A 14,682-nucleotide genomic window follows, 5' to 3' on the forward strand; every position below is an offset into this window, starting at 1 on the left:
ACGGCAATCGCAATGTCCGATTTCATCATCGTGGGTGGTGGCGGACATGCACGAGTAGTGCATGACGCCCTCGAAACCCTGGGCCATCGCGTCACGGGCTATACCGATCCCGACGCGAAAGGCCACGCCAAAGCTCCTTACCTGGGAACGGATGCCGTCCTGATCGGGGCGCCACGATCGCCGGTGCGTGACCTGGTCCTGGGCATCGGCAAGGTGTCGACGAGCCCGGGGAGGTTGGGGCTGCTGGAGCGGCTCGAGTTATCCGGTTATCGATTTCCGGTCATCCACGCCAGAGGCTCGATCGTTCACCAAGAGGTAATGAGCGGCATTGGCACGGTGACGATGGATGGCGCTGTGGTGGTGACGGGAACTCGGCTGGGGCGCGCCTGCATCGTCAACACCAATGCCACGGTCGATCACGATTGCCGCCTCGGCGACAACGTGCACGTGGCGACGGGGGCGATCCTATGCGGCGGCGTGTCGGTCGGTGACAACGGCATGATTGGGGCGGGGGCAACGCTCGTCCATGGCGTCAGGGTATGTGCGGATTGCGTAATCGGTGCCGGGGCCACCGTCGTGCGGGACATCGACCAACCAGGCATCTATGTGGGAACACCAGCCAGGAGAATCAAATGAAAACCGCTTCCGCCTTCATCATTGCAGAAGCCGGCGTCAATCATAATGGCGATTTGGCGATGGCGCTGGAGCTGGTCGATGCTGCCAAGGAAAGCGGCGCCGACGCGGTTAAGTTTCAGTCGTTCAAGGCGGATCGACTGGTCACTCGCCAGGCAGGCAAGGCCGCCTATCAGAAGCAGTCGGTGCCGGGAGACGATTCGCAGTATTCGATGCTGAAGTCCTTGGAGATGTCGGAGGAGGACTTCCGGCGCATCCATTCCCACTGTCGGCAGCGCGGTATCGAGTTCCTGGCAAGTCCCTTCGACGAAGATAGCGCAGCTTTTCTCGACGCCATGGCCATGCGGACCTTCAAGATTCCCTCCGGAGAAATCACCAATCGCCCGCTGCTGGAACGCATTGCCGGTTTCGGCAAGCCGGTCATCCTATCAACGGGCATGTGCCATCTGGCCGAGGTTGAGGTGGCACTGGCGACGCTGGACGCCGCCGGGGCGGGCGAGATCACCATTCTGCACTGCGTCACCGAATACCCGGCACCCCACGACGAAATCAACCTCTCTGCGATGGGCACCCTGGCAAGGGCGTTCGGCAGGGAAGTCGGATACTCGGACCATACGGCCGGCATTGAGATCCCCGTCGCGGCCATCGCCATGGGTGCGAGGGTCATCGAAAAGCACTTCACGCTGGATACTGGCCTGCCGGGGCCCGATCACGCGGCCTCACTGCCCCCTGCGGAATTCCGGCGCATGGTCCAGGCGATCCGCAACGTCGAGATGGCCATCGGTGACGGCATCAAGCAGCCGGCCCCCTGCGAGATCGCCAATATCGGCAGCGTGCGCAAGTCTATCGTGGCGGCGTGCACGATACCCGAGGGCGAAGTCATCACCACCAGGCATCTTACCCTGAAACGCCCAGGGTCCGGCCTTCCCCCGATGTTTCTCGATGCCGTCATCGGCCGCCTCGCGCAGCGCGAGATCGATATCGACCACCTCATCGAATGGGGTGACCTGTCATGACCGCAAGACGCCTCTGGGTCCTGACCTCGACCCGCGCCGATTTCGGCCTGCTCTACTGGCTGCTGCGTGAGATCGAAGCCGACCCGCGCCTGGAATTAATGCTGGCCGTGACGGGCACGCACCTGTCTCCGGAGTTCGGCATGACCGTACAGGAAATAGAGAAGGCGGGACTGGCTATTCACCGGCGCATGGAAATCCTCCTCTCGTCGGATACCCGCACGGCCATGACCAAGGCCATGGGGTTGGCCATGCTGGAGTGTGGCCATGCCCTGGAGGTCGACCGGCCCGACATGGTCGTGCTTCTCGGGGATCGGTTCGAGATCGTCCCTGTAGCACTGGCGGCCGTGGCCCATGGCATACCGGTCGCGCATCTGCACGGGGGGGAAACCAGCAGCGGTGCCATCGACGAGTACTTCCGCCATGCGGTCACCAAGTTGGCCACCTTCCACTTTCCGGCTACCGAGGCCTACCGGCGGCGGATCGTCCAGATGGGGGAGGCCCCCGCCAGGGTGTTCAACCTCGGGGCGCCGGGTTTAGACCATCTGCATCGTAGCGAGATCATTGAGCGTGGGGCGCTGTTCGAAGCGCTGGGGCTCGATCCCGACCGCCCCACCGCACTGGTGACCTATCATCCCGTGACCGGCGACATGCACGGCGACGCACAGCAGGATGTGGCAGCGCTGCTGGAAGCGCTGGCCTCATTCGATGCGCTGCGGTTCGTCTTCACCAAGGCCAATGCCGACAGCCAGGGGCGGGCCATCAACGCGCAACTGGAGGCATGGTGCGAGGCCAATCCCGAGCGCGGTCGGCTTTTCGACAACCTGGGTCAGCGGCTCTATCACGGATGCCTGCGTCATCTCGATGTGGTGATTGGCAACTCCTCCAGCGGTCTGGTCGAGGCCCCGTCATTCCGCCGCCCGGTGGTCAACGTGGGCAAGCGGCAGCAGGGGCGCATCGCGGCACCCAACGTGATCTCCACGAGCAACGACGTCGCGGCGATTCGTGACGGTGTTCGTCGGGCCCTGGATGACCTGTTCAAGGCCGGCTTATCCGACATGCGTAATCCCTACGACAGGTTCGGCGACGGCAGCACGTCCACTCGCATCAAGGACGTACTGGCCACTGTCGAGATCACGCCACAACTCCTGCAGAAAAGATTTCACGACATCGATGTTGGCGAGTCAGGCGTGTATGAAAAACACCGAGGGGACCATGACCATGTTTGAATCACTGCTGATTCGTGAACCGCGCAAGATTCTGGAAGCACTTCATCAACTGGAAGAGTCCAGGTGCAAGATCCTGTATGTCATCGATGATCAGGAGCGTCTGGTCGGCACCCTTACCGACGGGGATGTGCGACGCTGGATCCTGGGAGGCGGGGACATGAATGGAATCGTCGGCGAGGTATGCAATCGTAGCCACTATTACGTCCCTGCCGATTACCAGCTTGCCGAGGTCAAGAAGAAAATGCGCGAAGGGGATTTCACCTCCGTGCCGGTGGTCGATGACGAGGGCTATATCATCGATGTCCTGTTCTGGGACGACGTCTTCGGTAACGGGGAGAAATTGAAGCCCGCCCAGAACCTGAAGTTGCCCGTCGTGGTCATGGCCGGTGGCAAGGGGACTCGGCTGGCGCCTTTCACCTCTGTGCTGCCCAAGCCCCTGATCCCGGTTGGCGACAAGACGGCCATCGAAGTCATCATGAATTCCTTCGCGGTGTGTGGTGTCGACGACTTCTATGTTTCCGTCAACTACAAGTCGAAATTGATCCAGGCCTACTTCGATGAGCTGGCTCCGGACTACAAGGTAAGCTACCTCTATGAGGACAAGCCGCTGGGAACCGGCGGCGCACTGCACGCTCTGGCGGGAAAGCTGGAGGGCGACCTGATCGTCACCAACTGCGATGTGATCATCAAGGCCGACTACCATGCCCTGGTGGAACACCACCAGAAAGAGAACAACGATATCACCATGGTGGTCTCCGTCCGTCATTTCCATATCCCCTATGGTATCTGTGACATCGTCGATAACGGCCAGCTGTTTTCCATGCGCGAGAAGCCGCACTACAACTTCATGGTAAACACGGGGATGTATGTGCTGCGCTCCTCCATGCTGGACCTTGTCCCCAAGGACAAGTTCTACCACCTGACCGAGCTGATCGAGGATGTCAGGTCTCGCGGCGGTCGGGTCGGCGTCTATCCGATCAGCGACAAGGCCTGGCTCGACACGGGCGAATGGCAGCAGTATTGCGAGACCATGGCACGCCTGGGCTGACGGCACAGACCATGTCACGACCAGGGCCGTACCCTGCGGCCACTCCTCATCCTCGGAAGATAACGGTCACACCATGATATCCGGCAAAAGAGTGATTGCGGTCGTGCCTGCCCGTGGCGGCAGCAAGTCCGTACCCGGCAAGAACATTCGCCCGCTGGCGGGCAAGCCCCTGATCGGCTGGTCCATCGAGGTCGCCCAGAGGGTAGAGGAGATCGATCGCGTCATCGTCTCGACCGACGATGCCCAGATCGCCGAGGCGGCGCGTCGTTTCGGCGCCGAGATCTACCGGCGTCCGGATCATCTGGCCACGGATGACGCCCTGGTCATCGACGCCCTGCGGGACCTGCACGAGACCCTCCGGCGGGAAGGCGAGCGCGCGGATATCATGGTCCTGCTCGAACCGACCTGTCCGCTGCGCTCCAGCGAAGACGTCCGCCAGTGCGTGGTGCGCATGGTAGAGGATCGGCTCGACTCGGTGGCGACCTTCAAGCCCGCCGACCTCAACCCGCATCGTGCCTGGCAGCTCGAAGGTGGCGCTCCCAGGCCATTCATCGATCACGCGAATCCCTGGAAGCCTCGCCAGGAACTACCCACGGCCTATCAGCTCAATGGTGCCGTCTACGCCTTCTATCCCGGCGGGCTACCCGGCGATATCAATGGCTTGCTGTTTGGCCGAAGTGGAGCAGTCATCATGCCCCATGAAAGGTCAGTCGATATCGATGTTGAGTTCGACTTTATTCTGACAGAGCTGATTCTGGAAAGAATGAAGCTGCCGTCTGGCGGTCAACTCGACTCACAATGAATGTCTACCGATTCAGAACTCTTTCCACTGCCTCGCTTCGCCCCGGCGGCGATCATCGCTGTGTGGTTTGGAAGGGAGCGCTTAAGCGGATGACTGATGTCATCACTATTCAGTGTGCAAGCATAGGAGGTGCAAGGTGTCTCGATCATTGAATGAAATGATGAGTCTGAAGGGCAAGACGGCTCTCGTCAGCGGTGGAGCAGGCTATCTGGGTACCGCAATGTGCGAAGTGCTGGCAGAGTTGGGCGCCAATGTCGTCGTGGCCAGCCGGGACGCCAGCAAGTGTCAATCTCAGGTCGAAGCGCTTGGTGAAACAGGGCGAGAAGGAAGCCATCGGGGCATCGGACTGGACGTGACCAGTGAGGCGTCCATCAAGGATTGTGTCCAGATGCTGCGCGAGGAGTACGGTGGGCTGGACATACTGATCAACAATGCCTGGTCAGGGAAGAAGAACAGCTGGGCTTCCATCAATGAGGAGGATTGGTACAACGATATCGAGATCTGCCTGAACTCCGTGTTCCGCATGTCTAAGCAGTGTCACCCGCTGATGGTGGATCGCTCGGCGTCGATCATCAATATTGCCTCGATGTATGGGCATATCGCCCCCGATTACCGCCTCTATGATGGCACCGATCACGCCAATCCGCCCAGCTATGGCGCGGCCAAGGCCGGCGTCCTGCAACTGACCCGCTACCTGGCGAGTTTCCTCTCGCCCGACGCGATCCGCGTCAATGCCATCAGCCCCGGTGCTTTCCCCCATGCCATCACCCGTGAGAACGAGGCGTTCATGCAGCGTCTGCGTGACAAGGCCCCGCTGGGCAGGCTCGGCCAGCCCGACGAGCTGAAGGGCGCCCTGGCACTGCTATGCACCGATGCCGGGTCCTATATCACTGGCCAGAACATCTGCGTGGACGGTGGCTGGGGCGTATGGTGATACGCACCGGCATCATTGGCCTGAGCGAGGGGAACGGCCATCCCTTCTCCTTCTCGGCTATTCTCAACGGCTATGGCGGCAGCGGCCTGGTGGAAGCGGGGTGGCAGGGCATCCACGACTACCTGAGTCGACGCCACCCCGCCGATTTCGGCGTCGGCGACCTTCGTGTAACTCACGCCTGGACGCAGGACGAGGCCATCACCCGGGCGCTGTGCCATACGGCCTCGATCGACCATGGCGTCTCGGCTCCTGAGGCCATGCTGGGCGAGATCGATGCGCTGATCATCGCCCGCGACGACGCCGAGAGCCATTTGCGCCTGGCCAGGCCGTTCCTCGAGGCCGGCGTCCCGGTGTTCATCGACAAGCCATTGACGCTCGAACGCGACGAGCTCGAGGCGTTCATCCCCTATCTCATGTCGGGCCGGCTGATGTCCTGTTCGGCGATGCGCTACGCCACGGAGCTGGACGAGCTGCGCTATCGCCTCGACGACCATGGCCGGCTCTCGCTGGTGCGCGGCACCGTCATCAACGGTTGGGAGAAGTACGGTATTCACCTGCTGGAGGCCATCCTCTCACTGCTGCCGTCGCGACCGGTCTCGGTGGAGCCGGTGAACGTCAATCACGAGTCCTTGTTGATACGCCTCGCCGACGACACCCCGATCATCATCGATGCCCTGGGTGATTCGCCCGCCGTCTTCGAGGTGGATGTGCTGGGCCAGAAGAAGGTCTCCCACCACGCTATCTCCGACAACTTCGGCATGTTCCGCCGGGCACTCTGGGAGTTTGCGCGCATGGTGCAAAGTGGCGCGCCCAGCATAGCCCCCGATGAGACGCGGGACACGATCCGCACCCTCATCGCCGGCAGCATGGCCATGCGAGAACGGCGCCGACTTTACCTGGATTCGCTGTGAAATCATCACAACCGCCTAGCTCTGGAGACTGCATGAAGCCTCATTATCGGGATCTGTTCGATCTCACCGACAAGGTCGCCCTGGTGACCGGCGGCCTGGGCATCCTCGGACGCGAATTCTGCCGGGCCCTCGCCGAGTTCGGGGCAAACGTCGTCGTCTGCGACCTCGATGGCGAAGGAGCCGCTCGCTATGCGGAGGAGCTGAGCGACACCACCGGAAGCCGCTGCGAAGGCTACGCCTGCGACGTCGCCGACGAGGCCTCGGTCATCGAGCTGGTCGACAGGGTGGTCAGCGACTTCGGTGGCATCGATATCCTGCACAACAATGCCGCCAGCAAGTCCGATGATCTGGCGGCCTTCTTCGCGCCCAGCGAGGACTACGCCCTAGCCGAATGGCAGCACATCATGCGCGTCAACCTGGACGGCGTGTTTCTCGTCTCGCGTACCGTGGGTCGCCAGATGATCGCCCAGGGCCGTGGCGGCAGCATCATCCACACCGGCTCGATCTACGGCCACCTCGGCGCCGATTCGCGCATCTACGAGGGCTCGGAATACCTCGGCGTACAGATCAACACCCCGCCGGTCTATGCCGCCTCCAAGGCCGGCGTGGCGGGCCTGGCGCGCTACCTGGCGACCCAGTGGGCGGTGCACGGCATTCGTGTGAATACCCTGGTGCCCGGTGGGGTCGAGAGCGGCCAGAACGCCGAGTTCGTGAAGCGCTACTCGGAGAGGATCCCGCTCAGGCGCATGGCTCGCCATGAGGACATGGTCGGCCCGCTGATCTATCTGGCATCGGACGCCTCCCGCTACGTCACCGGTCAGGAACTCTTCATCGACGGCGGGTTGAGCGCCTGGTGAACGACAGATCCCCAAGGAGCAGGACAATGCAGAACCTTACCATCGTCATGTATCACTACGTCAGGCCGCTTGCCGATTCCCGTTATCCTGAGCTGAAGGCGCTGGAGCTCGACAGGTTCCGCGGCCAGCTTGCCCATATCGACAGGCATTACCATGTGGTCGACATGGAACAGCTGATCGCCGCCGTCCGCCCCGACGGCGAGCCCTTGCCCGAGAACCCCCTTTTGCTGACGTTTGACGACGGCTACATGGACCATTTCGAGCACGTGTTGCCACTACTCAGCGAGCGCGGCTGGCAAGGTAGCTTCTTTCCTCCGGCCTGCTCGGTCGTCGATCGGCGGGTGCTGGATGTCAATAAGCTGCACTTCGTGCTGGCGAGCGTCTCCGACCCCGAGATCCTGGTCAAGTACGTCTATAGCGCCATGAACGAGGCACGCGACCGCTTCGGCCTGGAGGCCAACGAAGCGATGTTCGCACGGCTGGCCGGCGACAGCCGCTACGATGACCCCTGCACCGCCTTCGTCAAGCGCGCCTTGCAGCGGGAACTGCCCGAGGCGTTTCGTACGACCCTGGTCGACGAGCTGTTCAGCCAGTATGTCTCCAGCGACGAGCAGGACTTCGCCGCCGAGCTCTATATGAGCGAGAAGGAGCTGACCGGACTCCTCGATGCCGGCATGTTCATCGGCAGCCACGGCTGCCAGCACTACTGGCTCAATAGCCTCGATCGCCAAGCCCAGATCGAGGAGGTCGACAACAGCCTGGACTTCATGGAACGCCTCGGGGTGTCCAGAAAGGACTGGGTCATGTGCTACCCCTACGGCGGCTACGACGAGTCGCTGCTCGGCATTCTCCGCTCACGCGGCTGTGCGATCGGCCTGACCACGGAAGTGAGGGTCGCCGATATCGATCGCTGCGATCCACTGGCCCTGCCACGCCTGGACACCAACGACCTGCCTACTAGCGCCGCATCGGCCGCCGAGTAACCCCCTCATCTCTGGCAAAACGCCGGGCCCTGACGAAGCGCCGGGCCCTAACGCCGCTGGGCCCGATCGCTGAGTACTAGTTATTTAATCGTGCCTGCCGAGGGAAATAAGCTTTTTTGACAGTTAAAATGTAACGAAAAGAAATATAATGTTACAGAAGGGTGCCGCCAGCTCCCCCGTCGGGGGGTTGCCGGACACGACGGTGTGTCTTACCGCGTAGCCACGCGGCGGTGGATGAACGGAGTAGCTTAGCCATGACTTCAGTACGATGTCTTACATCCACAGCGGCCATCCTGAGTGCTCTGCTCCTGGCGGGTTGCTCGCTGGCCCCGGGTTCACACATCGACTATGACGCCAGCGCCCGGGTCGAGCCGATCGAGGATCTCGAGGCACAGGTAGAGATCCAGCCCATCACCCCCGAGCTGGTGGCCAGCTACCGGCAGGTCATTCCCCGGGCGCGCCCCATGTCCAGCGACCTGCATCAGGCACTGGAAGGCTACACCTATCGTGTCGGCCCTGGCGATGTGCTCAACATTACCGTCTACGATCATCCCGAGTTGACCATTCCCGCCGGGGGAGTGCGCAGCGCCGAAGAGGTCGGCCATGAGGTTCGCCACGATGGCTCGATCTTCTATCCCTACATCGGCCGGGTCCAGGTCGCCGGTAGGGGGCTGGCGGCGATTCGCGATGAGCTGGCCCGGCGTCTCGCCACCTACATCACCGATCCTCAGGTGGACGTGCGGGTCGCGGCCTTCAATTCACAGAAGGTCTACGTGAGCGGTGCCGTCGCCTCTCCCGGCACCCAGCCCGTCACCGTGGTGCCCAAGACCCTGGTCGATGCCATCAGCCAGGCCGGTGGCGCGCTGGACAGCGCCAACTGGCATGAGGTGGTCCTCAATCGAGACGGCAGGGAGGAGCGCCTTTCGCTCTACGCCATCCTGCGCCAGGGCGATCTCGACCAGAATCGTCTGCTGCGCGATGGCGACGTGGTACATGTCCCCAGCGCCGAGAATCAGGGCATTTCCGTGTTGGGGCAGGTGCGGCGCCCCGGCAACGTCTTGGCGGGGAATGAACGGCTCTCCCTGACCGATGCTATCGCCAGGACAGGCGGCCTCAGCGAGGAGACCGCCGAGCCGACGGGTATCTTCGTCATCCGTGGCCACGAGGAGGGAAGCGAAAAGTTGGCCACTGTCTATCAGCTCGATGTCAGCGACGCCACGACCTTTTCCATGGGCAGCGACTTCCCCCTGGAGCCGTACGATGTGGTCTACGTGACCACGGCGCCAGTGGCGCGCTGGAACCGCGTCATCAGCCTGTTGGTGCCGTCGCTGGCGCTTCCCGGCAACGTGGCCGCAACCGCCACCGACGCCAATGGTCTGTGAGAGTAGGTAAGGAAACACACATGAATGCCAATGCAACGCCTCGTCAGAACAGCAATGAAGTCGACCTGGGAAGGCTGATTGGCCTGCTGATCGACCACAAGTGGGTCATCCTCGGCTTCACCCTCGTGTTCACCATCGCCAGCGTGATCTACGTGCTGCTGGCGACTCCCATCTATCAGGGTGATGCACTGGTACAGGTCGAGCAGCGTTCCTCGGTAAGCCCGCTGGGGGATCTCGCCAACATCATGGGAGATACGGAGCTTCAGGCCGATAGAAACAATAGCACAGCCGCCGAGGTGCAGATCCTGCAGTCGCGCATGGTGCTGGGCCAGGTGGTGGATCGCGTCGGCCTGGAGACGCAGGTCCTGCCCAAGCAGCTGCCGGTCGTGGGAGATTTCGTGCAGCGCCACGACATTCCCCGTCCCGGTATCCTGTCGGGACATCTGGAAATCGCCGGATGGCTGCCCGATGCCATCGCCCTGCCCGAGTCGCTTCGGCAGAGCGAGCTGATGCCCGACATGCTCAAGGGCAGCATCGGCATTCCCGACTTCTTCAAGGGCAGTATCGCCTTCCCCGATATCCTGGGGGGTCGCTCCGCGATCTGGGGTGGCGAGCATATGCGTCTCGGACTCTTCGAGGTGACCGACGATCGCCTGCTGGGCGAGCCCCTGATCCTCAGGACCGGAGGCAACGGGGAATACAGCCTCACCCTGGATGGCGAGGAACACCGAGAGCTCGGCACGGGACGCGTCGGCGAGCTGGCGGATTTCGCCGATGGCGCCATCAGGTTGCGCGTGGCCGAACTGCAGGCCCCCGAGGGTGCCCAGTTCACCCTGATCAAGCGGACCCGCCCTATGGCCACTCGCGACCTCGCCCAGCGCCTGACCGTTACCGAGGAAGGCGCGGCCCCGGGTAATCGCGCCAGCACCGGCATGCTGCGCCTGGCGCTCATCGGTCCTGACCCCGAAGCGATCCGTCGTTCGCTGGATGCCGTGACCGAAACCTTCCTGACGCAGAACGTTGAGCGCCAGTCCGCCGAGGCCGAGCAGAGCCTCGCCTTCCTCAACGAGCAGGCGCCACAGCTGCGCGACAAGCTGGCCGCCGCCGAGGAGAGCCTCAACCAGTATCGTGTCGAACAGGACAGCGTCGACCTGAACTCCGAGGCCCAGGCGGTCATCCAGCAATTCGTCGAGCTCGACAGCCGCCTCAGCGAACTGGAGTTCCAGGAGGCCGAGATGGCCCAGCGCTATACCCCCTCTCACCCGACCTACCAGGCGCTGCTGCGCCAGAAGAGCCAGCTGGAGGAGCGGCGTGCGGCCCTCGACGAGCGGGTCGACGAGCTGCCCGAAGCCCAGCAGGAGGTGGTACGCCGCACGCGTGACGTGGAGGTCAACCAGGCCATCTACGTCAGCATGCTCAACAAGATGCAGGAACTGCAAGTGGCCCGTGCCGGCACCGTCGGCAACGTGCGCATCATCGACGAGGCGCTGGTCGCTGAAGAGCCGATCCAGCCACGCCAGCTGTTCATCGTGGCGCTGGCCACCGTGCTCGGCGGCCTCATCACGGCAGGCGTGGTGCTGGCACGCGGCCTGCTCAACAAGGGCATCGAGGCGCCTGAGCAGCTCGAGGAGGTCGGCCTCCCGGTCTACGCCACGGTGCCGCTCTCCGATGAACAGAAGAAGCTCGTCAAGCGTATCAAGCACCGCAGCGACCGGGAGGCCAGCGAAGTGGCCCATGGTGTGCTCGCCGAGCGGGCACCGGCGGATACCTCGATGGAGGCGCTGCGCGGCCTACGCACCAGTTTGCACTTCGCCATGCTCGAAGCGGCCGACAATCGGCTGATGATCACCGGTCCCAGTCCGGGAATCGGCAAGAGCTTCGTGGCGCTCAACCTGGGGGCCATCTGCGCCCAGGCCGGCCAGCGCGTGCTGGTCGTCGATGCCGACATGCGCAAGGGGCATCTCCATAACGCCCTGGGCGGGCAGAGCGAAGGGGGACTGTCCGAGCTGCTCAGCGGCCGCCGCGACGTCGACGGAGTCATTCGCTCCAGCGGGATCGAGGGCCTGGACTATGTGGCGCGGGGCACCGCACCGCCCAACCCCTCGGAGCTGTTGATGACCGCCGGCTTCACCCGCTTCCTGGAAGAGATAGGCAAGCGTTACGACCTGGTGATCGTCGACACCCCGCCGGCGCTGGCGGTGACCGATGCCGCCCTGGTCGGCGCGCAGTGCGGCACCACGCTGTTGGTGGCCCGCTACCAGGTCAACCCGGTGCGCGAGCTGCAGCTGGCCAAGCGGCGCCTCGAGAATGGCGGCGTCACGGTCAAGGGCGCGATTCTCAATGCCATGGAGCGCAAGGCCGTCACCAACTACTCGTACGGCTATTACCAGTACGCCTATAAATGATGTCGCGGCAATAGCCATCAGGCTTTACTGACGCTTCACCGAAAAAAACAAGGCACGTTGGGGTAAGCCAAGATGCAAACGGAAGGGAAGATTATGGACACGATGATGCAGTTGCTGGCAGACCTGACTCCGCTCAACCGAGTGATCTGCTCCAGCGACTACGACAGGACAATCCGCTACATGAAGGACGTCCTGCCGTTCCGCGAGCTCACCTATCCGCCGGGGTCCGAATACAACGGCTGGCGTATTCCGCCGAGCTGGGACGTGAAGCGTGCCTATATCGCCCATGAAGGGAAGACGATCTACGACGGCTGCCACCATCCCCTGGCGGTCATGGCCCTGTCGGTTCCCTTCAAGGGGACCGTGAGTCGCGACGAGCTCAGGCGCCACCTGCACTTCGATCATCGCTATCCGGAGGCGATTCCCTTCCATTTCCGCCAGCTGTTCCGCAGCCACGAACGCGACTGGGGCTTCTGCGTTCCCAAGACCTTCTACGATGGCCTGAAGGATGGCGACTACGACGTCGAGATCGAGACCGAGGAGGCCCCCGGCACCCTGCGGGTGCTCGATTACACCCTCCAGGGGCGCTCGTCGACGACCATCGTTTTCGGGGCCAACCTCGACCACCCGGGCGTCGCCAATGATGGCCTGTCGGGCGTCGCCGTGGGCGTGGCCCTGTTCGAGGCACTGAGCAAGCGTCAGACCAACTTCAGCTATCGGCTGGTGCTCGCCCCAGGCATCCTCGGCAATGAGTACTATCTCGGCCACCTGCCAACCGAGGAGAGGGAAGCACTGCTCGAAGGCGTGATGCTCGAGATGCTCGGCTCGCCCACCGAGCTGGCGCTGCAGTTCTCCAGGGAACACAAGGCCAATATCGAGCTGAGCCTGGCGGATGCCCTGGTCGAGAAGGGCTACCAGCACCACACCGGCGAGTTCGCCAGCGCCCTGATCAACGACGAATATATCTGGGAAGCCTACGACATTCCCATGGCCTCGCTGTCGCGCTATCCCTATCCGGAGTATCACACCGACCTCGACACCTACGACCTGATAGACCGTACCTGTCTCGAGGAAGCGGTGAATGCGCTCATTCACGCCATCGATACGCTGGAATCGAGCGCCATCGTCAGCAAGCGTTTCATTGGCAACATCTGCCTCTCCAACCCCGACTACAACCTCTACATCGACCCAGGCCAGGTCGCCTTCGGCGACATACCCGACGAGACGCGTCGCGGGATGCGCAAGCTCATGGAGTTGATGCCGACCATTTCCCGGCCGACCAGCGTTGCCGTGCTGGCCAGGCGAGTCGGGCTGCCGGTCGCGATGGTGGAGGACTACCTGGCGAAGTGGGCGCAGCACGGCCTCGTCGAGATGACCAATACCGGGACCGATGAGACGGAAAGCGTCGAGCAGCCTTCAGCCTCACTGACCCGATGACCTATCAGGATCAAGGAAAACAGCAGATGTCACACTTGAGCTCCATCAGAACACGGCTTACCAGATTCACGGAAAAGCGAATCTTCCCGCTTTATTTCCTGCTCACCTTTTTGTTCTTCAACAAGCGGGTGGCGCAACTCCACCTGCTGAGCAGAAGGACCGGCTACCAGGGGCTGGACCTGAAACGGCTGAAGAGACGGAAGTCATCGGACACCCTGTTCATCCTGGGCAGCGGCGGGTCTATCAATGACATCTCCGAGGAGACCTGGAAGGAGATCAAACACAGCGACTCCTTAGGTTTCAACTTCTGGATCATGAATGACCATATTCCTGATTTCTACATGCTCGAATTACCCAAGTATCCACCGAATCGGGAGGTCATACTCGAATGGGTCAACAAGCGGAAATTCCAGCTTCTTGAAAACAACACCTGCGTGCTGATGAAGGATCTCGAGTTCGGACTGTTGGACTTCAACGCCTACCCCGAAGAGCTCAAGGAGGCCAGCCAGATTCTTTACAAGGACTCTCTCTACGGCAGCAGCATGGAGAGCAAGCGGAAGTCCTTACGCTATGTGCGTTCACTCGGGCTCGATCAGAGAAACCTGCTGTACTTCTGTCGCGGGTCGCTATTCTCGGCCATCTATTTCGGCTGGAAGCTGGGCTACAAGAAGATCGTGCTTGGCGGCATCGACCTGTATAACTCCGGCTACTTCTTCGATAGCGACGAGTATCGGGACACACTGCGCCCGTTAAACGAGCAGAGAGGGAAGGTCCACGATACGGTGAACAAGGCCATCAGCAATATCACCATGGACGAACTGGTGATGCTGCTAGACCAGGACCTGCTCAAGCCCGATGGGTGTGAACTCCGTGTCCTCAACGCCTCGTCGCTGCTGCATCCCCGGATCCCCTTGTACGAGCCCCCGGCGAGTCGCGAGGAGCCCGCCACCGCTCAGCGGATGACGCCATCGATGTCACCCGCTGAGCGCTAATTGGCAGACTCACGGCCCACCGACTCCAACGTGCCGGACCCGACAACTCTCATGCC

Annotated in this window: 13 protein-coding genes; all 13 read left to right on the forward strand. The window is 62.1% G+C overall.

The window, feature by feature from the left end:
- Nucleotides 1-12: 12 nt before the first annotated feature.
- The 13 genes from KG088_RS10345 to KG088_RS10405 all read left to right on the forward strand — a co-directional run bounded on the left by KG088_RS10345 (nucleotide 13) and on the right by KG088_RS10405 (nucleotide 14,626).
- Nucleotides 13-636, forward strand: a complete 624-nt coding sequence (locus KG088_RS10345) for a NeuD/PglB/VioB family sugar acetyltransferase (RefSeq protein ID WP_213825444.1) — start codon at nucleotides 13-15, stop codon at nucleotides 634-636.
- Entirely contained in the window at nucleotides 633-1,649 is a 1,017-nt protein-coding gene (neuB, locus tag KG088_RS10350; RefSeq protein ID WP_213825445.1) for an N-acetylneuraminate synthase, read from the forward strand. Before KG088_RS10345 ends, neuB begins: the two co-directional genes overlap by 4 nt.
- Nucleotides 1,646-2,875, forward strand: coding sequence for a UDP-N-acetylglucosamine 2-epimerase (neuC, locus tag KG088_RS10355; protein WP_213825446.1), 1,230 nt, complete (start codon nucleotides 1,646-1,648; stop codon nucleotides 2,873-2,875). The genes neuB and neuC overlap by 4 nt, the downstream gene beginning before the upstream one ends.
- The gene (locus tag KG088_RS10360) at nucleotides 2,862-3,923 is read left to right on the forward strand and encodes a sugar phosphate nucleotidyltransferase (RefSeq protein WP_213825447.1); all 1,062 of its coding nucleotides are present in this window, start codon (nucleotides 2,862-2,864) and stop codon (nucleotides 3,921-3,923) included. The genes neuC and KG088_RS10360 overlap by 14 nt, the downstream gene beginning before the upstream one ends.
- 73 nt (nucleotides 3,924-3,996) lie before the next feature.
- Complete coding sequence (locus KG088_RS10365) at nucleotides 3,997-4,725, forward strand: acylneuraminate cytidylyltransferase family protein (protein ID WP_213825448.1); 729 nt, start codon at nucleotides 3,997-3,999, stop codon at nucleotides 4,723-4,725.
- A 136-nt stretch (nucleotides 4,726-4,861) separates the two neighbouring features.
- Entirely contained in the window at nucleotides 4,862-5,659 is a 798-nt protein-coding gene (locus KG088_RS10370) for an SDR family NAD(P)-dependent oxidoreductase (protein ID WP_213825449.1), read from the forward strand.
- A complete protein-coding gene (locus KG088_RS10375) occupies nucleotides 5,653-6,570 on the forward strand; it encodes a Gfo/Idh/MocA family oxidoreductase (protein ID WP_213825450.1) in 918 nt (305 codons plus the stop codon). Before KG088_RS10370 ends, KG088_RS10375 begins: the two co-directional genes overlap by 7 nt.
- Nucleotides 6,571-6,602: 32 nt before the next feature.
- Nucleotides 6,603-7,427, forward strand: coding sequence for an SDR family NAD(P)-dependent oxidoreductase (locus tag KG088_RS10380; protein WP_213825451.1), 825 nt, complete (start codon nucleotides 6,603-6,605; stop codon nucleotides 7,425-7,427).
- A 26-nt stretch (nucleotides 7,428-7,453) separates the two neighbouring features.
- Nucleotides 7,454-8,410: a polysaccharide deacetylase family protein gene (locus KG088_RS10385; RefSeq protein ID WP_213825452.1), complete on the forward strand. Its 957-nt coding sequence runs from the start codon at nucleotides 7,454-7,456 to the stop codon at nucleotides 8,408-8,410.
- A gap of 254 nt (nucleotides 8,411-8,664) precedes the next feature.
- Nucleotides 8,665-9,792, forward strand: coding sequence for a polysaccharide export protein (locus KG088_RS10390; protein ID WP_213825453.1), 1,128 nt, complete (start codon nucleotides 8,665-8,667; stop codon nucleotides 9,790-9,792).
- Between the two features lie 20 nt (nucleotides 9,793-9,812).
- The gene (locus KG088_RS10395; RefSeq protein ID WP_213825454.1) at nucleotides 9,813-12,197 is read left to right on the forward strand and encodes a polysaccharide biosynthesis tyrosine autokinase; all 2,385 of its coding nucleotides are present in this window, start codon (nucleotides 9,813-9,815) and stop codon (nucleotides 12,195-12,197) included.
- Between the two features lie 93 nt (nucleotides 12,198-12,290).
- The gene (locus KG088_RS10400) at nucleotides 12,291-13,634 is read left to right on the forward strand and encodes a DUF4910 domain-containing protein (protein ID WP_213825455.1); all 1,344 of its coding nucleotides are present in this window, start codon (nucleotides 12,291-12,293) and stop codon (nucleotides 13,632-13,634) included.
- Between the two features lie 26 nt (nucleotides 13,635-13,660).
- Nucleotides 13,661-14,626, forward strand: coding sequence for a hypothetical protein (locus tag KG088_RS10405; RefSeq protein ID WP_213825456.1), 966 nt, complete (start codon nucleotides 13,661-13,663; stop codon nucleotides 14,624-14,626).
- Nucleotides 14,627-14,682: the final 56 nt, after the last annotated feature.

The sequence above is a fragment of the Halomonas jincaotanensis genome (genome assembly GCF_018448785.1).
In the GTDB taxonomy this organism is placed as follows: domain Bacteria; phylum Pseudomonadota; class Gammaproteobacteria; order Pseudomonadales; family Halomonadaceae; genus Halomonas; species Halomonas jincaotanensis.